The organism is Rhodophyticola sp., from assembly GCF_965284195.1.
Taxonomy (GTDB): domain Bacteria; phylum Pseudomonadota; class Alphaproteobacteria; order Rhodobacterales; family Rhodobacteraceae; genus Rhodophyticola.
Window position 1 is genome coordinate 2,199,903 of sequence record NZ_CBDIRM010000001.1, and the last position, 18,472, is coordinate 2,218,374.

The window sequence follows — 18,472 nt, forward strand, 5'->3', positions numbered from 1 at the left end:
GTTTCTCCTACGCCCTGGACCAGGCGCGCTGGATGGCGCGGGAAATGATGATCCCGGCCACGTGCATCTTGAATTCGACGGGCCCGCGATTGTCTTCGGTCGGGTCGATATCCTCCAACGCGGCGGCAACGGCGGCCTTCACCGCGGCATCATCGCACGCGCTGCCTGCAAGGGCCGCGGCTGCCGCTTCGGAGAAGACGGGTATGTCGCTGAGATTGGTCATCGCCACCGACGCCGACGCCACCTTGTCGCCTTCCCGCTCGATCAGCGCGGCACAGGCAGCGGTCGCATAATCGCCGATCTTGCGTTTCTGCTTTTCATAGGCGTAGCCGCCCCTGGGCGCCGCAAAGCTGATATGCGTCAGGATCTCCTCGTCATCCCGGTCGGTCATATAGGCGGCCTCGTAGAAGCTGCGCGCCGCGACCGTGCGCGTGCCGTCGGCCCCTTCCAGGGTGAACCGCGCGTCCAGACATTGCATCAGGCCCGGCATGTCATTGCCCGGATCGCCATTGGCCACATTGCCGCCGATGGTGCCCATGTAGCGCACCTGCGGATCGGCGATCTGCAAGGCGGCCTCGCGAATGATCGGGGCGGCGGCATGCAGCGCGTCGCTGGCGATCAGCTCATGCTGGGTGGTCATCGCGCCGATGGTGATCTGATCGCCGGCGATCTCGATCCCTTTCAGCGCCGCCACATCCTGCAGGTCGATCAGATGCGGCACGTCGGCCATGCGCAGCTTCATCATCGGGATCAGGCTGTGCCCCCCGGCCAGAACGCGGGCGTCATCGCCATGCTCGGCCAGCACCGCCAGAGCGCCCGCGACATCCGTCGGTCGATGATATTCAAATGATGGTGGTATCACGTGCGGTCCTCCCAAAACGCCGGTATCCGGATGCATACAACGGGGAGAGGCCGAACTGCTCTAGCGTCCGGGCCTGAAATGCATGGGTCTGCGCACGAAATGCGAATATGGCGCACGAAACGCGCAAGGCCGGTGTTGAACCCCTGCCCGCGACGGGAACGGGCCTATCAGACGCCCAGCTTCTCCCGAACCGACTTCAGATAGGACCGGCTGACCGGCGCCTTGTCCAGCGGCAACCCCTCATCGAAGTAACACACGCCATTGTCCTTCTTCCGCTCGAACCCGGTCACGAAGCGCGAATTGATCAGATAGCTGCGATGACATCTGAGGAAATGCGGGTCGGCGACGCGCTCCTCCACCTGGGAAATCGACCACGGGCAGAACAGCCGCCCGGCCCGATGATAGAGAAAGGTGTAATGCCCCTCGGCCCGGACTGCGGCCACCTCCTCCTCGGGAACGAAATAGATCCGCCCTTCTTTCTCATAGGGGATCCGGCCCGCGGCCAGAGCCTGCGTCTCCGGCTCCCGCTCCGGCTCCGGCTCCGCTTCGGGCGGGGTGGCGGGTGGTGCAGGTGCCACGTCCGGCAGCGGGGCGGCGGGCGCCGCCCCCCTGAACGGCAGGCCGAAGGTCACCCCCATCAGCAGGAACGCCCCCGCAATCGCGAAGGCGGAGAGCGTGACACCGAAGGCCAGCACCTCGTTGCTGAGCCGCAGGCTGGACGCCTCCGCCCCATCCACATGCGTGAAATGCGTGCCCGCCATGGCAATGAAATGAACCGCGAAGACGCTGAGCCCGAACCCGATGGTTCCATAGACGATGTTGCGCGCCTCCCGCTTGCCGTAGCAGACCCAGAAGGACGCGATGCCGAGCACCAGAGACGAGGCAAGCGCGACGCCGACGCCCGTTTGCGAATAGACCGGCTGAACGATCCGGATACCCGACATGCCGATGTAATGCATGGCCGGGATGCCGATGCCGACACAGGCCCCCGCCAACGTGATCCGCCCCGGGGTGCGCGGGCCGAAATGCACGAACAGAAGCGCGATACCGGTCAAGAGGATCGCCACCAGCGCCGACACCATCGTCGTCAGCGCGTCGTAGTAGAACTGTACGGGCAGTTGCATACCCAGCATGGCGACGAAATGCATCGACCAGATGCCGCCGCCGAGCGCCACCGCCGACATGCTGACCACCAGCTTGCGGCGCGCGACCTCCATGCCCGACGCGCCCCGGGTCAGGGACAGCCCCGTGAACCCCGACATCAGCGCGATGGCAAGCGATGCGGCAACCAGATAGGGATTATGACCATGTTCCAGCATTGGAGACTTCGTGTCCTGCCCTTGGCCGGTAGTGTTAGCGCGCCGACAGGGCCACCGCAACGCGCGTGCACGTCAAGAAGCGGCAGCGGATGGATGTTGCGGGAACGACGTGTGTGTCGGGATGCCGGCCCATGCACGGTGCGGCACGGGGCCGGGCGGAACCAGGGGCCTGCGCCGATCCCAGCGGCGTGCCCGGCCCGCGGGCAGACGCCTGAAGCGAGGCCGGAGCCATCCGTTCCGGACGGCCCGCAAAGATACGGCCGCCGCCCCCGAGAGGCCGGCGACCGGTTTCCAGATCAGCTTTTCTCGACAAGCCGGTAGAAGACAAAATCGGAGGTCGCGCCGTTGACGTAACCGCTGACAGCGTCGTCCATCGCCACCTGATAGGACGCCTGGAACATGATCACGATGGGGGAGCCTTCCTGCACCCGGCGCTGAAGCTCCAGATACATCTCTTCCCGTGCGGCAGGGTCCGGTTCGGTCAGCGCCGCGGTCGTCATCTCGTTCATCTCGCTGGGAACGGCCCAGGAATTCCGCCAGGTGGTGGTGGCGGCATAGGCATCCTGGCTGTTGTCCGAGTTGTAGGCGAACGCCTTGGCGTTCGAATGCGGATCCATGAAGTCGGGACCCCAGTAAAGCAGCATCGCCTCGTGGCTGCGTTCGCGATACCGGGTGATCACCTGGCTACCGGTGCCGGGCAGGATCTCGAAGTTGATCCCCGCTTCGGCAAAACTCGCCTGGATCGATTGCGCCATGTCGGTAAACGGCGCGGCGTTGATCACATCGAGCGACACGGTGATCGGCAGCTCCACCCCGGCATCCGCCAGGATCTGCGCCGCCCGCTCCGGGTCGTAGCTGTAGGGCGTATCGGTCAGCGCGCCGGGAAAGCCTTCGGGCCAGAACGCCTGATGCACTTCCATCTGCCCGGCGATGATCGAGTTGGTCATGCCCTCATAATCCACAAGGTACCGCGCGGCCTCCCAGACGGCGGGCGGGGTCAGGCTTTCAACCGCCTGATTGAAGGACAGGAAATGGACGGCGGCCTGCGGGAAGGTTTCCACGCGGAGCCCCTCCCCTTCCAGCGAGGCGACCTGATCGGGTGTCAGGTTGCGCGCGATATCCACGTCACCGGATTCCAGCAAAAGCTGCTGCGTGGCGCTTTCGGCCACATGGCGGATGATCACGCCCTCGATCGCGGGCGCGCCGTTGAAATAGGCCGGGTTGGCCTCCATCCGGATCAGCTCCGCCGGGCGGAACGCCGTCAGCGTGAAGGGCCCGGTGCCTGCGGTATTGGCGTTGAGCCACGCATTGCCCATGTCGCCATCGACCTCGTTTGCCATCACCGTCAGCTCGTCGACGATGGAGGCCGGGCGCGATGCCAGCACGTTCATCACGAAGGCCGGGCTGAAATCGCCGTCATAGCGCACGGTGACGGTATTGCCGTCGGCCGTGACCATCTCGCCCACGTTTTCAGGCGTCCAGCCAAGCTGCGTCAGGATGAATGCGGGCGTCAGGTTCAACTGAACGACGCGCGCGAAGGAAAACGCCACATCGTCGGCGCGCACCGGGTTGCCGGAATGGAACGTCACCCCGTCACGCATGGTGAAGGTGATGGTCTTGGCCTCCGCGTCGATTGCCCAATCGGTGGCAAGGCCCGGGGCCAGAACGGTGGTATCCTCCGCATCGTACTGCACCAGACGGTCATAGGTGTTGGTGACCAGTTCACCGGAAGTGAACTCATAGGCCTGAGCCGGGTCGATGGCGACGATATCGTCGATGTTCTGCGCCACGACCAGCAATTCGGCCGGCGTGTCCGCCTGCGCGGCAGGCACGGCAAGCGGCAGCGCCAGAACCGCCGCCAGAAGCGCGGGTTTCAGTAGTTTCATTGGGGTCAACCTCCGTTGTTTGTCTCTAGCCATTGATATTGGCCGGCGTCATTTCAGGTAGTTTCACGGCACCTTTGCGTTGCAGGACCGACAAAGTGCCGGTCCACAGAAGGCGGGTGGTGCGATCGGTTTCGTTCGACCAGGAATGGGGCGTCGCGCCGCTGTAATGCAGGCTGTCGCCCTGCTGAAGAATGAAGGTCTGCCCGCCGAGCGTCTGGGTGATCTCCCCCTCCAGCAGGAAAACGATCTCCTCCCCCTCGTGGCTGACGGTTTCGGAGGCATAGCCCGGCGGCACGTGCAGAAGGTAGCAGGACAGCTCCGCGCCCGGGAACTCCGTGCCGAGCGACTCGTAGAGGATCGAGGAGCCATCGATCGAGAATTGCGGCCGCGCACCCGAGCGGGACAGGCTGTCGGCGGGCTTCGGCGTCGCGATGAAGTATTCCAGCCCCACGTGCAGACCCTGCGCGATCTGTGCCAGCGTCCCGAGCGATGGCGTGGCCTGCCCCCGCTCCACCTGGCTCAGATACCCCACGGACAGGCCCGCATCGTCGCAGAGCGCCTGCAATGTCAGATCCAGCTGCTTGCGCCGCTTGCGGATCAGGGCGCCCAGATTGGGGTCGTTCTTCGGCTTCGGCCGCGACATGGCCACCCCCCTTCCCGATCATAATTTTTTTGATCTAAGCAAAACTATTTGCCAAAACCAAGCGGAATGTGGCACCTGCGATGAAACAGCGGGTCGGAGCCCGTCATGCGAAGGGCCGTGCAGGATGATTGTCGAGCGTCAGGGACAGATCGCATTCGCAGGCCCGGTGGCCGCGATCCTGCGGTTCGTGTTCGTGGTCGCGCTGACCTTTCTGGGCCTTCTGGCACTCACCTTCTTCATCGGGCGCGTCGTGCCGATCGACCCGGTGCTGGCCATTGTCGGCGACCGCGCGACGGCCGAGCAGTACGAGGCCGCGCGCGTGGCCATGGGGCTCGACCGGCCCTTGATCGTGCAGTTCGGCAGCTACGTGCTCGATGTGCTGCGGTTCGATCTGGGCATGTCGGTGTCGACAAACCGGCCCGTCGCCGAGGATCTGGCCCGGGTCTTCCCGGCCACGCTCGAAATGGCCACCATCGGAATTTTCATCGGTATCGGTCTGGGCGTGCCGGCCGGCGTTCTGGCCGCCGCCCATCAGGGCCGCTGGACCGATCAGGTGATCCGTGTCTTCGCGCTTCTGGGCTATTCGGTGCCCGCGTTCTGGCTGGGCCTGGTCGGGCTGGCGGTGTTTTATGCGGGCCTTGGCTGGGTCTCGGGCCCGGGGCGGGTCGATATCTTCTATGACGGCATCACACCCACGGTCACCGGTCTTCTGACGGTCGACAGCCTGCTGGACGGCGACTGGGACGTGTTCCGCAGTGCGGTGTCGCATATCATCCTGCCGGCCACGATCCTCGGCGTCTTCTCGCTTGCCTATATCGCGCGGATGACGCGCTCCTTCATGCTGGATCAGCTCAGCCAGGAATACATCACCACCGCGCGGGTCAAGGGCGTGCCCGAATGGCGGGTGATCTGGGTCCATGCCTTCGGCGCGATCCGGGTGCCGCTGATCACGGTCATCGGCCTGTCCTATGCGGGGCTGCTGGAAGGCTCGGTGATGATCGAGACGGTGTTTTCCTGGCCCGGCATCGGCAATTACCTGACCACGGCGCTGTTCAACGCCGACATGAACGCGGTTCTGGGGGCAACGCTGGTCATCGGGGCGGTCTTCATCGTCATCAACAAGGTGTCGGACGTGCTCTACCGCGTGCTCGACCCGAGGAGCCGGTGATGACCGTGCAAGCCTGGCTTCTGGATGACAGCCCGAAATCGCGGGGGCAGGCCGCCGCGGGCCGGGCCTATCGCGTGACGCTGGATCTGCTGCGCAATCCGCTGGCGGTGGTGGGCGCGCTGATCATCATCGGCCTGATCCTGACGGCGATCTTCGCCCCCTGGATCGCACCCGAAAGCCCCGTGGGGCAGGATCTGTCGAACCGGCTTCTGCCGCCCTCGGCGGAGCACTGGATGGGCACGGACGAGCTTGGCCGGGATATCTTTTCCCGCGTGGTCTATGGCGCGCGGATCACCCTGCTGATCGTCGGTCTGGTGGCAGTGATCTCGGCGCCTCTGGGTCTTCTGATCGGGGCCGTCTCGGGCTATTTCGGCGGCTGGACGGACCGGGTGCTGATGGGGATCACGGATGTGTTCCTGTCGATGCCCAAGCTGATCCTGGCGCTGGCCTTTGCCGCCGCACTCGGCCCGGGGATCGAGAACGCGATCATTGCGATCGCGATCACCACCTGGCCCGCCTATGCCCGCATCGCACGCGCCGAAACGCTGACCATTCGCAACTCCGAATTCGTTGCCGCCACCCGGCTTCTGGGCGCCTCGCACAGCCGTCTGATCGCGCGGCACATCCTGCCGCTTTGCACCTCCTCGATGATCATCCGGGTCACGCTCGACATGGCGGGCATCATCCTGACCGCCGCCGGGCTGGGCTTTCTCGGGCTGGGCGCGCAGCCGCCGCTGCCGGAATGGGGCGCAATGATCTCCCGCGGGCGCAGCTTCATCCTCGATCAATGGTGGGTCGCGACCATGCCGGGCTTTGCGATCATCATCGTCTCGCTCGGCTTCTGCTTTCTGGGCGACGGACTGCGCGACGTGCTGGACCCGAAATCGGAGGGGAAATCATGACCCTTCTGTCGGTCGAAAACCTCGTCGTCAGCTTCCCCACCTCGCGGGGCCGTGTGAATGTGGTCGATGGCCTGTCCTTCGAGCTTGGGCGGGAACGGCTTGGGATCGTGGGCGAAAGCGGGTCAGGCAAGTCGATGACCGGGCGGGCGATCCTGCGCCTGATCCGCCCGCCCGGGCGCGTGGAGGGGCGGCTGAGCTTCGAGGGGCAGGATCTGACCAGCCTTGGTGAACGGGACATGCGGGCGCTGCGCGGGGCGCGGATCTCCATGATCATGCAGGATCCGCGCTATTCGCTGAACCCGGTGATGACCGTCGGCACCCAGATCGAAGAGGCGCTGCGGGTCCATGAACGCCTGCCGCGCCGCGACATGCGCGCGCGGGTCCGCGATATGCTGGAGGCCGTGCGCATCGACGATCCGGACCGGGTGGCGCGGCTTTACCCCCATGAGGTGTCCGGCGGGATGGGCCAGCGGGTGATGATCGCGATGATGCTGATCCCGCGCCCGAGCCTTCTGATCGCCGACGAGCCGACCAGCGCGCTGGATGTCAGCGTGCAGGGCGATGTGCTGCGCCTGATCGACGATCTGGTGCGCGATCACGGCATGGGCCTGATCCTGATCAGCCATGATCTGCCGCTGGTGGCGCGGTATTGCGACCGGATACTGGTGATGAATGCCGGCCGCATGGTGGAAACCTGCGATGCCGGCGACCTGCATGCCGCGAGCCACCCCTATACCAAGGGGCTTCTGGCCGCGGTCCCGCGGATGCATGAAACCCGCGATGAACTGCCGGTGATGGATCGCAGCGCATGGGCAGGCACATGACCGCGATTTCACTCAGCCATGTCGATATCGCCTATGACGGGCAGCGCGTCGTCCACGATGTCAGCTTCGAGGTCGCGGCAGGCGAAAGCTTTGCACTGGTCGGCGAAAGCGGATCGGGCAAATCGACGGTGCTGAAGGCGATTGCTGGGCTCGCGCCCGAATGGACCGGCCGGATCGAGGTGCTGGGCCAGCCCGGCAGCCACCGGCCCGACCGGACGCTGGCGCGGCACTGCCAGATGGTGTTTCAGGACCCTTACGGCTCGCTCCATCCGCGCAAGACGGTGGACGCGGTGCTGTCGGAACCTCTGACGATCCACCGGATCGGCGGACAGGACGCCAGGGTCGAACAGGCGCTGGCCGATGTCGGGCTCGACCGGCGGTTCCGGTTTCGCTACCCGCACCAGCTTTCGGGCGGGCAGCGCCAGCGGGTCGCGATTGCGCGCGCGCTGATGCTGGAGCCGCAGGTGATGCTGCTGGACGAACCCACCAGCGCGCTGGATGTCAGCGTGCAGGCCGAGATCTTGAATCTCCTCAAACGGTTGCGCAGGGAGCGCGGTCTGACCTATCTGATGGTCACCCATAATCTGCCGGTGGTCAGTTTCCTCTGCGAACGGATGGCGGTGATGAACAAGGGCCGGATCGTGGAAATCGCGCCCGCCACGGCCCTGCACGACGGGGCGTTCCGCGACCCCTATACACAGAAACTCTATGCCGCCAGCGGCGGCGCCTGAGCAGGCAAAGGACCAGACAAGCATGCCATTCGACCCCGGTTCAGATCGCGCCGCCGAGCGCATTTTCCTTGCCGATCTGGCCACGGCCAGAAATGCGCCGGCCGTGTTCGCGGCGCTGCATGCCTTTAGCAACGCGATACTGCCCGTGCGCCTGTGGACAGTGATGACCGTAGATGAAAGCGCAGGGCTGGCGCGGCGCGCTTACACGAACATGCCCGGTGCCTATCCGGTCTCCGGCACCAAGCCGATTGTCCGAAATGAGTGGTTCGATATCGTTCAGGGCCGGCATGAATGCTTCGTTGCCAACACCCTCAGCGATATCGCCAGGGTTTTCCCCGATCATGAGTTGATCGGCTCCCTCGGATGCGCATCTGTCCTCAATCTGCCGGTCGTGGCGGGCGGGGAGATCCTGGCGACCGTCAACCTGCTGGATGGGGAGGGGTTTTTCACCCCCGACCGGGTGACGCGCCTCGCCGACGGGCTGGCCCTGCCCGCGCTGACGGCCATGCTTGCCGCGCGGCATCTCTCCTCCACCGTCCGATAGCGCCGGGAACGGCCCGGACGGGCGCCGGGCGCTGCATGCGGTGGGCATGATCACCGAATCGGGATTGGACAAATCCGGCCGAAGCGCACAGGCTTGACCCAGCGGCAGATACGGACTGGACGGCTTCATGCGACATAACCGAGTTTTCGCGGCGTTTCTTGCGCTGTCATCCCCCTTTCTCCTCGCGGCCCCCGCATTTGCCGAGGGCCAGCGCGTACAGTTGCGGGGCGAGATCATCGACACCTGGTGCTATTTTTCGGGCGTCATGGGCGGGCCCGAGGCGGTGGTGGGGTCTGCCCATCACACCTGCGCGCTCTGGTGTTCGGCGGGCGGCATTCCCGTGGGACTTCTGGCAGAGGACGGCACCGTCTACATGGTCCTACAGATCGAAGACAGCGACGAAAGCGCGGGCGGCGATACCCAGATGCGGCTTGCCAGCCATGTGGTCAGCGTCGACGGCATGCATTACGAGCGCGACGGGCTGAATTATCTGGTCGTCAGCGAGGTGGTGCAGGATGACGATATTCAGGTGCTCAGCCATGATGATTTCGGTGTCGTCCCGCCCTTCGCCGTGCCGGAGGATGCACCATGATCGCCCGTGCCCTGACGGCGGCCTTGGCGGCGCTGGTCCTGTCGGGCCCGACCGCGGCGCAGGACTTCTCGGAAAACTCCGAAGCGCGCAGCTGGAACCTTTTCGCCGAACAGCCCGCCCGCTTCGAGGCGACGGTTGTCGATATCCTGTGCGAGGTCACCGGCAATTGCGCCGGGAATTGCGGAGACGGTCGGCGACAACTGGGGCTTCTGCGCAGCGTGGACGGCGTTCTGGTCTACCCCAACAAGAACAGCCAGCCCGCCTTTACCGGCGCCACCGTCGAATTGCTGCCCTATTGCGGGGCGGAGGTGGAGGTGGACGGCCTGATGCTGGACGATGCCTATCTGGGCGCGGTGAACATCTACCTGCTGCAACGCATCCGCCGCCTTGGCGACGAGACATGGGTGAGCGCCAACCGCTGGACCGATGACTGGGCCGAGAACAACCCCGATGCGGCGGGCAGCGGGCCTTGGTTCCGGCGTGACCCGCGCGTGTTGCGCGAAATCGCCGAAGAGGGATACTTCGGTCTGGGGCTGGACCGCGATGCGGAGATCCGCGCCGAGCTGTTCCCGTGATCCGGCTGGTCGCCGCCTGTCTGGTCGGGCTTGTCGGGGCCGCGCAGGCCGAGGGCGACGCGCTGCCCTTCGCCCTTGGCGGGGATTTCAGCCTGACCGATCAATCCGGCATGGCCCGCACGCAGGCCGACCCGGAGGGGCTGCCGCAACTGTTGTTTTTCGGCTATGCGAATTGTCAGGAAATCTGTTCCGCCACGCTGCCGCTCATGGCGGATGTGGCCGATATTCTGGCCGGCGGGGATCTGGACCTGAGGCTGGTGATGATCACCGTCGACCCCGCGCGCGACACGGTGGCGGATATCGGGCCACCGCTGGCTCGCATCCACCCCGGTTTCATAGGCCTGACCGGCACCGAGGCCGAATTGCAGATCGCCTATGACGCCTTTGGCGTGGACCGCGAGGAGCTGTTCGTCGATCCCGAACATGGCCCCGTCTTTGCCCATGGCAGCATGCTCTACCTGCTGGACGGGGCCGGGGCGGTGCAGACCCTGCTGCCGCCGATCCTGCCCGCCGGGCAGATCGCCCGGATCGTTCAGGGCTATGTCGGCCCTGCGGGCTGAGCCGGTGGCGGGCCTGACAAGGCGCGGTCTGATCCTTGGCGGGGCGGCACTTGTCGCGGGCACGGGGCTTGCGTGGTCGCTCGGCGGACAGATGCTGCTCTACGACGCGCTCCGCCCTGAGATCTCGGGCGGAACCCTCAATGCGGCGGACGCCCACAGGCTGGTCGCCGCAGGCGCGCTCACGCTTGTCGACATCCGCCGCCCCGACGAATGGTCCGCGACCGGGTCGCCCGAAGGCGCGATCCGGCTGGATATGCGGCGCGCGGATTTCATCGAGGCGCTGGCGGGCCACGTGCGTGGCGCGCGGGACACCCCCATCGCGGTGATCTGCGCGCGCGGCGTCCGCTCCGCGCGGCTCTCCAACCGGCTGGCGGAGGCCGGATTCACCGGGATCATCGACATTCCCGAAGGCATGCTGGGCACCTCGGCCGGGCCGGGATGGCTGGCCCGCGGTCTTCCCGTGAACCGTGACGGCTAGGTCCCTGTCCGCGCCCGGCTATTCGGCCGCGATCCGGTCGGCGGGAGGGGCCTGCAAGGCCTCCGCGAACCGGCGGCGTTCCATCAGCGCGCGGCGGATGATCGGCGGGGCATTCAATGTCTCGGGCGTTCCCAGCTGACGGTGCGACCATCGGCGCGCGTCCAGATCCACCCCGCTGAGCGCCGAGAGCGGGATCGCGGCGGCAAGGCTGAGTGCGATCGGCGCGAGCCAGAACGTCACCAGACCCAGCGCCATACCCGCCATCAGCAGCAGGCCGATCAGCGTTTCGATGATGTGGAACTTGATCAGCACCCCTGCCCCGTATCGCACCCCCCTGCGCCGCTGCGGCCGCCATGCCGCCCGCCGCCCGAGCGCCGAACGCAGAACCGCCAGCGACTGGTGGATCATCAGGATCGGGGCATAGAGGATCGACAGGGAAATCTCCGCCAGAAGCGAGATCAGGAACTGCCGAAGCCCGCCCAGATCGCGCAGCCGCAGGCCAAGCCGCCGGATCGTACATGCCGCGACGAGTTTCGGCGCCAGCAGCATCCCGTACATGAAGATCAGGATCGCCAGATTGTTCGCCGTGGTGATCTCGGGCCATGTCACCTGAGGGTTCAGGCCGCTGAAATAGCGGATCACATTTGCCTCGTCGCCATTGCCGATCAGGGCCCAGACCACCAGAAGCGCGAACCATGCCGGCGACAGAAGATAGGCCATCGCTCCGCTGAACAGGTGAAAGCGGGACACCGGGTGCAGACCGCGCGTGGCCAGAAGGCCCAGATGCTGCAGATTGCCCTGACACCAGCGCCGGTCGCGCAGGATATAGTCGATCAGCGTCGGCGGCGCCTCCTCATAGCTGCCTTCGATCCGGGGCAGGAACCGCACCGCCCATCCGGCCCGGCGCAGCAGCCCCGCCTCGACGAAATCATGGCTGAGGATCATCTGCGTCCCACCCCGCGAAGAGCGCAGCCGGGGCAGCCCGGCACAGGCCGCGAAGGCCGCGCTGCGGATGATCGCGTTATGGCCCCAGTAATTGCCCTCCCGATCTGTCCAGCGGGCCAGACCTTCGGCCAGAGGGGTGCCATAGACGCGGTTGGAGAACTGCTGGATCCGGCCGAACACCGTGCGCGCGCCATAGAGCAGGGGGAAGGACTGGATCAACCCGGCCGAGGGGTCGCGCGCCAGCGCATCGGTCAGCGCGGCGATGGCCGGCGCACTCATCAGGCTGTCGGCATCCAGAACCAGCATCGCACTGTACGCCCCGCCCCATCCTTCGACCCAATCGGCCAGATTGCCGATCTTGCCATCGGTGTTGGAGATCCGCCGGCGGTAATGCAGCGTCGCGTTGGGCAGGCTGGCCCTCAGGGTGAAGAACGCCCGGATCTCCTGCGCGGCCACGGCTTCGTCGGTCGTGTCGGAGAGGATGAAAAGCGTGTAGCGGTGGCCGCCGGGGAGGCCCCCGAGCCCGGACAGCATGGCCGCGGCATTGCCGAACACATCGGCGGGCACCTCGTTGAAGATCGGCACCAGCAGGGCCACGTCCATCGGCGCGGCCATGGCCACGCTGTCCGCAGGCCGCGCGCGGGAGGGCAGCAGGATCACCGTCGCAATGCCCAGAACCGCCGTGCTGACCGACAGCGCGATCCAGAAGAACGTGAAGGCGACGATGGCGATCAGCGCGCCCTCGAAACCGCTCAGCCCATCCATCGCGAACCAGTCGGTGAAGGCCGCGACGAGCGCCACGGTGGTCGCGACCGCAGGCAGGAACGTCGCCAGTCGCCAGATCCACGCCCGCGACGGGCCCCAGCCCCCCGGCGCGTTTTCGTCGCGATAGGGCCGGTTCAGCCGCTGGATCGGCCGGCTGAGCGGGGCCGGCGGCGGCATCCAGTCATCGGGTCGCCGAACGGTCATGCGGTCCACCGGTAAAGCCAGACTTCGCTGACAAGCACCCCGTCGCGGCGCAGTTGCGCGCGCAGCTCGCTGGTCTCGGCCTCGGCCGGATCGAAGCTGAAGGCAAGCCGCAGACCGCCGGTGCCGGGATTGCGCTCCAGCACACCATCGGAAAGCGTCAGCGCACTGGCGCTGATGTGATGCGTGTAATCCGACGGATCGCCGCGCAAAAGCGGATGATCCTCGAAATCCACCGCAACCACCTTGCGGATCTGGTCGAACGCGCCGCCGATGCGGGTGTTGGTGACGGCAGCCACATCGGGCAGCGCCCCGGGCGTGTCGCCCCAACTCATGCGGTAGGCGAAATCATGGGCCGTGCCCGCCGGGATCACATCCCGCGGACGCCAGAAGGCAACGATATTGTCATAGATCTCCCGGTCGGCGGGGATCTCCACCAGTTGCACCGAGCCTGCGCCCCAATCCGCCGCAGGCGTGATCCAGAGCGAAGGGCGGTTTTCGTAGCGGGCTTCGAAATCGGCGAAATCCTCCACCTCGCGGGCCCGCTGCATCAGGCCGAACCCGCGCGGCCCATCGTCGACGAAATGGCTGATCTGAAGCGTCCGCGGATTGGCAAGCGGCCGCCACAACCGTTCCCCCGCCCCGTTCCAGATCAGGAGCCCGTCGCTGTCATGCACCGCCGGGCGGAAATCGTCGAACCGGATATGGTTGGTCTCGTCGAACAGGAACATCGAGGTGAGCGGCGCCAGCCCCACATGATCCAGATCGCGGCGCGGGAACACGGTCGCGCGCACCTCGACGGTGGTGGGGCGCCCGGCACGGATGGAAAAGCTGTAGGCCCCGGTGGTCGACGGCCCGTCGAGCAGGGCGTGGACCATATAGGTATCGCTGCCCGGCGCGGGCGCCTCGACCCAGAAGCGGGTGAAGTCGGGAAACTCCTCCCCTTCCGCATCTCCGGTGCCAAGGGCAAGCCCGCGCGCGGACAGGCCGTAGGTCTGGCCGTTGGCGATGGCGCGAAAATAGCTGGCCCCCTGAAAGACCATGAACTCCTCGAAGATCCCGGGCGTGTTCAACTCGGCCCGCAAGCGCAGGCCAGAATAGCCCATCGTCTCGTCAACAGGCAGATCGGGAAACTGGTCGGTGCGGTCGAACAGTCCGATATCGAAGCCAAGCGTCTGCGCGACACCGTCTTCGACCAGGTTGATCTCGACGGGCCGCGGAAAGTACAGCCCCGCGGCGAACAGATCCAGATGCAGCGGCCGGTCGGTCCCGGTCCAGATGCCGCGCTGGCTGTTGAACCAGATCATCCGATACTGGTCATAGCTGAGATCCCGCCATGGCGCGGACACCTCCAGCACGGGCCGGTAGGGCCGGGCCGCCAGCGCCTCGGCCTCCGCCCACAGCCAGTCGGGCGAAAACGGATGCTCGCCCGTGATCAGCTCAGCGCGCAGGGTCCGGGGCAACGAGGCCGCGGCGGCAAGGACGGACAGAAATGTGCGCCGGTGCAGGGTCATCTTGCGGGCACGCCTCGCCATGGCTGACGTTTGAACCAGCCGACACTGTAGGCCACGCAAACCAGCAGCGCCATGCCGATCAGATTGGCCAGGGTGACGGTTGCCACATCCCGGCCCAACTGGTCCAGCACGAAACCGGTGAACCGGGCCAGCACCATGGAAAACAGGAACACCGCCAGGGATTGCTGCCCCACCTTGGTGGTCAGCCGGATCACCGTGGCCCAGAGCCTCGCCAGCATCCCGGTTCCGGTCACGATGAGGTTGCGGCCGCCATCGCCCGCCACCGCATAGCCCAGATAGGCCAGCGCCAGAAACTGCACATAGCGCAGGATGCCGAAATCGGATTTGCTGAACCAGCCCCGGTTTTCCATCCGCCATTCGCGGGCCCAGTCGAACCCGAACTCCCGCACACCGATATTCGACAGCGGAACATTGGCCAGCACGATCAGAAGTGCCAGCCCCACCAGCACGCGGTTGAGCGGCGGCGCGGGGATCCAGCCGCGCATGAAGGCGAACCCGGTGAAGAAGACCAGTTGCCAGCCGAACGGGTTGAAGAACCAGCGCCGGTCGGACCATGACTCGGCAGGCAGCGACAGATGCAGATGGCCAAGCCCCAGCCAGTCCAGAAGCGCGCCCTGGGCGAAGAACCAGAGCGCAAGCGACACCCCGGCAAGCAGCCACAGGTTCACCCGCGACAGCGCCATCACGATCGGCAGCATGACCAGCACCACCATATACATCGGCAGAATGTCGAAATAGTTCGGCACATAGGTTAGCGTCAGAAGGCCCACCAGCTGCGGCCCCGGGTCGGAAAAGAACCGCCACAGATTCAGCGTGCCGATATAGACCGTGTCGGATACCGCCGCCAGATCGATGGCCGCCAGCATCGCAGCGATGATGACGAACATGCCGATATGGGCCCAATAGACCTGCCAGACCCGATACCCGACCCGGGCCGTGCCAAGCCGCCAGCCCGCGCGGTCGAACGCGCCGCCAAAGGCGATGGCCGACGCCATGCCGGAGCAGAAGACGAACATTTCGGTCGCGTCGGAAAACCCCCACCGCGCCGGGATCCATGAGGTGAAGAAATTGCCCGGCGTATGGGCAAAGAGGATGATGAACATCGCGATGCCACGGTAGAAATCCAGCCGCGGGTCGCGCACGCGCGCAACCGGCGCGGAAACCGGGCTGCTGGCCTTTGACGGCAGCTCTGCATCGAGGGTTGAAACCATGGTCACCGCGCTTGTTTTCCGACAGGTCTATTCAGCGGGAACACGCGCGCCGCCCCGCGCCGCGTCGCGCCCCTCTGCGATCAGGGTCTGCCTTGCCCGGGCATATCCGTCAACGCAGCCGCCACGATGCGCGATGCGGTCGGCCAGAATCCCCTCAGCCTCCTCCAGAAACCCGGCGCGGATGCCTGCATCGATGGTAAGGCGTTCGAACACATCCCGCTGCGCGTGACTGCCACCTGCCTGTTGCATGGATTTGCGCGCCCGCGCAAGCGCAAGGAAGGCCTGCGCATATTGGCCTTCGCCAAAGGCTTCGAGCCCCGCGGCGGCAGACAGGCCCGGATTGGCCATCGCCTTCTGGATGTCGGTCCGGGCGTTTTGCGCATCGCGGTGCAAACGCCCCATGAGATCACGGATCGCGGCATCACGGTGATCGCCGATCAGCGCCAGAAGGTAGTGCAGATCGGCAAAGATCAGGCAGCCGTCTTCCGTCCGGCTCGCGGAAATCTCCGCCAGTTCCTCCCAGCGATGGCCCACATCCACGCCCTCCAGCTCCAGACGGCTCAACAGCGAGGTCGCGTTCGAGATATCGCGGTAGTCATCGGTCTTCTCGCGGCGGATTTCGGTGTCGTAAAGCTCCAGCACTGTGCCGATCTGCCCCAGATCAAGATGCATCAGGGCCTTGTGCCACCACACGTGATAGCGGAAATTGTTGCAATGCGCCCAGGCGGCTTCGCGGCCCGCCAGCCAATCGATCCCGCCCTTGGCATCGGCGGTCATGTCGTGGACATGGGCCACCGCATGCAGGCCCCAGGCATCGTCCGGCGCAATCTGCAGGGCCGCCCGGCCCGCCGCCTGCGCGGCCGCGTAGTCGCCGGTTTCCTCAAGCGTGAAGGCATGGCAGCCCATCATGTAGCCGCGCGCCGGATGATCCTCGCCATAGGCCGGCATCGCGCCTTCCACAGCGCGGCGCATGCCCGCGCTGTCCCCCAGCACAAAGCGCAGGGCATGGTCGAGTTTCACCGCCAGCGCATCGCCGGGACAGGCGCGCAGAAGGGCCGCGAAAACCTCTGCCGCGCGGACGGGGTGGCCTTGCATCCAGAGGCTCAGCGCCTCCACATAGCGCCGCTCGCGCGGGGTGACGGTCTGCACGGTCAATGCGGCGCGGGCCTGCGTCAGCGCCGCGCTGGCAGGGGCGATCAGTTCGCGGCGGCCCAGAAGCAGATAGAACATCGCCTTGACCGCATGGCCAAGCACGAAGTCCGGCGCCGCGTTCAGCGTGTCGGCCAGATGGGTGGGCGTCGCCGCCCCGTGGGCCAGAAACGCCATCTGTGTCGCGTTCCAGCTGCTCAGCGCCGGGCCGGGGGCCAGCGTGACGGTCTGGCCGAAGATATCCTGGGTCATGCGCCGCCTTTTTCTTTGATATGCACGCGTATTCTGTATCGGGCTTAACAGGACGTGATCTACGGACACACGTCACAGTAAGGTGAATGACGGGAATGTGAGGGAAGCCCGCGCCGATCTGCCGGAAAGTTGAGCAGAACCCCGCTGTTAGGCCTTGGGCTTGACCCGCGACAGCACGGAATCGGTGTCCTGGCCGAAGCGCGGCGGCGCGCGGCGATAGCTGACCGGCGTGCGCGACAGATGCAGCGGATTGCCGATCAGTCGGACCTCGCCGCCCTCGACATCGTCGCGCGGCATCGTGATCGCCATCTCCCGGGCCGCCACCTGATCGGATGCGAACACCTGATCGAGTGTCTGCACCGGCCCCACCGGCACGCCCGCCTGTTCCAGCTCCGCCACGATCCGGGCGCTGCGGCGCGCGGCCAGCATCGGCGCGATGAGCGCAATCAGCGCCTCGCGATTTTCAAGCCGGGCGGGGTTTGTGGCGAAGCGCGGATCATCGGGCAGATCGCCGGCACCCAGAACCCCGCAGAAGCGGCGAAACTGGCCGTCATTGCCCACCGCGACGATCACATGCCCGTCAAGGGTGGCGAAGACCTGATAGGGCACGATGTTCGGATGCCCGTTGCCGCGCCGCTCGGGCAGCTGACCGGAGGTAAGATAATTGACGCCTTCGTTGATCAGCCACGCGATCTGCGTGTCCACCAGCGCTACGTCGATATGCTGCCCCTGTCCGGTGGCGTCGCGGTGGCGCAGGGCGGCCAGAATGCCCACGCAGGCATACATTCCGCACATCACATCGGCGATGCCCACGCCCACCTTCATCGGCTGGCCATCCGGATCGCCGGTCAGCGACATGATCCCGCCAAAGCCCTGCGCCATCAGGTCGTAGCCCGGTTTCGCGGCATTGGGCCCGGTCTGCCCAAAGCCCGAAATCGAGCAGTAGACCAGCCGGGGAAAGCGCGAAAGGAGCGTTTCGGCATCCAGCCCGTAGCGGTTCAGACCGCCGGGCTTGAAATTCTCGATCACCACATCGGCCTCGGCGGCCAGCGCCAGAGCCAGCGCCTGGCCTTCGGGTGTGGCGATATCGGCGGCCACGGACAGCTTGTTCCGGTTCGCGGCCATGAAATAGGCCGACAGATCCGACGGCGCACCACCGGCGCCGGGCGCGAAAGGCGGCCCCCAACTGCGGGTATCGTCGCCACCGGTGCCCGGATTCTCGATCTTGACGACCTCCGCCCCCAGATCGCCCAGCAACTGGGTGCAGGTCGGCCCGGCCAGTATCCGGCTGAGATCGAGAATTTTCAGACCGTCCAGAGCGCCCGGCATG

General features: G+C 65.9%; 18 protein-coding genes. 9 read left to right on the forward strand and 9 right to left on the reverse strand.

From position 1 onward, the window contains the following. Nucleotides 1-7: 7 nt before the first annotated feature. From ACQ651_RS10990 to ACQ651_RS11005, 4 genes are all read right to left on the reverse strand, one after another. Nucleotides 8-862, reverse strand: coding sequence for an FAD binding domain-containing protein (locus tag ACQ651_RS10990; RefSeq protein WP_227284973.1), 855 nt, complete (start codon nucleotides 860-862; stop codon nucleotides 8-10). Between the two features lie 167 nt (nucleotides 863-1,029). Beyond that, nucleotides 1,030-2,181 (reverse strand): MHYT domain-containing protein, encoded by a 1,152-nt coding sequence (locus tag ACQ651_RS10995; RefSeq protein WP_430449285.1) that lies wholly within the window; start codon nucleotides 2,179-2,181, stop codon nucleotides 1,030-1,032. 296 nt (nucleotides 2,182-2,477) lie between these two features. Continuing rightward, nucleotides 2,478-4,067 (reverse strand): ABC transporter substrate-binding protein, encoded by a 1,590-nt coding sequence (locus ACQ651_RS11000; RefSeq protein ID WP_430449286.1) that lies wholly within the window; start codon nucleotides 4,065-4,067, stop codon nucleotides 2,478-2,480. Between the two features lie 25 nt (nucleotides 4,068-4,092). Further along, complete coding sequence (locus tag ACQ651_RS11005) at nucleotides 4,093-4,710, reverse strand: helix-turn-helix domain-containing protein (RefSeq protein WP_227284976.1); 618 nt, start codon at nucleotides 4,708-4,710, stop codon at nucleotides 4,093-4,095. Between the two features lie 124 nt (nucleotides 4,711-4,834). Between ACQ651_RS11005 and ACQ651_RS11010 the strand changes: the two genes are divergently transcribed. From ACQ651_RS11010 to ACQ651_RS11050, 9 genes are all read left to right on the forward strand, one after another. Then, nucleotides 4,835-5,878 (forward strand): ABC transporter permease, encoded by a 1,044-nt coding sequence (locus tag ACQ651_RS11010; RefSeq protein WP_430449287.1) that lies wholly within the window; start codon nucleotides 4,835-4,837, stop codon nucleotides 5,876-5,878. Then, complete coding sequence (gene nikC, locus ACQ651_RS11015; protein ID WP_227284978.1) at nucleotides 5,878-6,780, forward strand: nickel transporter permease; 903 nt, start codon at nucleotides 5,878-5,880, stop codon at nucleotides 6,778-6,780. Before ACQ651_RS11010 ends, nikC begins: the two co-directional genes overlap by 1 nt. Continuing rightward, the gene (locus tag ACQ651_RS11020; RefSeq protein WP_227284979.1) at nucleotides 6,777-7,604 is read left to right on the forward strand and encodes an ABC transporter ATP-binding protein; all 828 of its coding nucleotides are present in this window, start codon (nucleotides 6,777-6,779) and stop codon (nucleotides 7,602-7,604) included. The genes nikC and ACQ651_RS11020 overlap by 4 nt, the downstream gene beginning before the upstream one ends. After that, a complete protein-coding gene (locus tag ACQ651_RS11025) occupies nucleotides 7,601-8,335 on the forward strand; it encodes an ABC transporter ATP-binding protein (protein ID WP_430449288.1) in 735 nt (244 codons plus the stop codon). The genes ACQ651_RS11020 and ACQ651_RS11025 overlap by 4 nt, the downstream gene beginning before the upstream one ends. Nucleotides 8,336-8,357: 22 nt before the next feature. Next, entirely contained in the window at nucleotides 8,358-8,879 is a 522-nt protein-coding gene (locus tag ACQ651_RS11030) for a GAF domain-containing protein (RefSeq protein WP_430449289.1), read from the forward strand. 127 nt (nucleotides 8,880-9,006) lie between these two features. After that, nucleotides 9,007-9,471: a hypothetical protein gene (locus ACQ651_RS11035; RefSeq protein ID WP_227284982.1), complete on the forward strand. Its 465-nt coding sequence runs from the start codon at nucleotides 9,007-9,009 to the stop codon at nucleotides 9,469-9,471. Continuing rightward, nucleotides 9,468-10,046, forward strand: coding sequence for a hypothetical protein (locus ACQ651_RS11040; RefSeq protein WP_430449290.1), 579 nt, complete (start codon nucleotides 9,468-9,470; stop codon nucleotides 10,044-10,046). The genes ACQ651_RS11035 and ACQ651_RS11040 overlap by 4 nt, the downstream gene beginning before the upstream one ends. Further along, nucleotides 10,043-10,606 carry an SCO family protein gene (locus ACQ651_RS11045; RefSeq protein WP_430449291.1) on the forward strand — a complete coding sequence of 188 codons (564 nt, stop codon included), beginning with the start codon at nucleotides 10,043-10,045 and terminating at the stop codon, nucleotides 10,604-10,606. The genes ACQ651_RS11040 and ACQ651_RS11045 overlap by 4 nt, the downstream gene beginning before the upstream one ends. Next, complete coding sequence (locus tag ACQ651_RS11050) at nucleotides 10,587-11,084, forward strand: rhodanese-like domain-containing protein (protein ID WP_227284985.1); 498 nt, start codon at nucleotides 10,587-10,589, stop codon at nucleotides 11,082-11,084. Before ACQ651_RS11045 ends, ACQ651_RS11050 begins: the two co-directional genes overlap by 20 nt. Before the next feature lie 18 nt (nucleotides 11,085-11,102). Here ACQ651_RS11050 and mdoH read toward each other — a convergent pair whose 3' ends face one another. The 5 genes from mdoH to ACQ651_RS11075 all read right to left on the reverse strand — a co-directional run bounded on the left by mdoH (nucleotide 11,103) and on the right by ACQ651_RS11075 (nucleotide 18,471). After that, a complete protein-coding gene (gene mdoH / locus ACQ651_RS11055; protein WP_430449292.1) occupies nucleotides 11,103-12,998 on the reverse strand; it encodes a glucans biosynthesis glucosyltransferase MdoH in 1,896 nt (631 codons plus the stop codon). After that, nucleotides 12,995-14,509: a glucan biosynthesis protein gene (locus ACQ651_RS11060; protein WP_430449293.1), complete on the reverse strand. Its 1,515-nt coding sequence runs from the start codon at nucleotides 14,507-14,509 to the stop codon at nucleotides 12,995-12,997. Before ACQ651_RS11060 ends, mdoH begins: the two co-directional genes overlap by 4 nt. Then, nucleotides 14,506-15,741, reverse strand: a complete 1,236-nt coding sequence (locus ACQ651_RS11065; protein WP_430450322.1) for an OpgC family protein — start codon at nucleotides 15,739-15,741, stop codon at nucleotides 14,506-14,508. The genes ACQ651_RS11060 and ACQ651_RS11065 overlap by 4 nt, the downstream gene beginning before the upstream one ends. A gap of 27 nt (nucleotides 15,742-15,768) precedes the next feature. After that, entirely contained in the window at nucleotides 15,769-17,142 is a 1,374-nt protein-coding gene (locus tag ACQ651_RS11070) for a tetratricopeptide repeat protein (protein ID WP_430449294.1), read from the reverse strand. Nucleotides 17,143-17,289: 147 nt separating this feature from the next. Next, nucleotides 17,290-18,471 (reverse strand): CaiB/BaiF CoA transferase family protein, encoded by a 1,182-nt coding sequence (locus ACQ651_RS11075; protein ID WP_430449295.1) that lies wholly within the window; start codon nucleotides 18,469-18,471, stop codon nucleotides 17,290-17,292. Nucleotide 18,472: the final 1 nt, after the last annotated feature.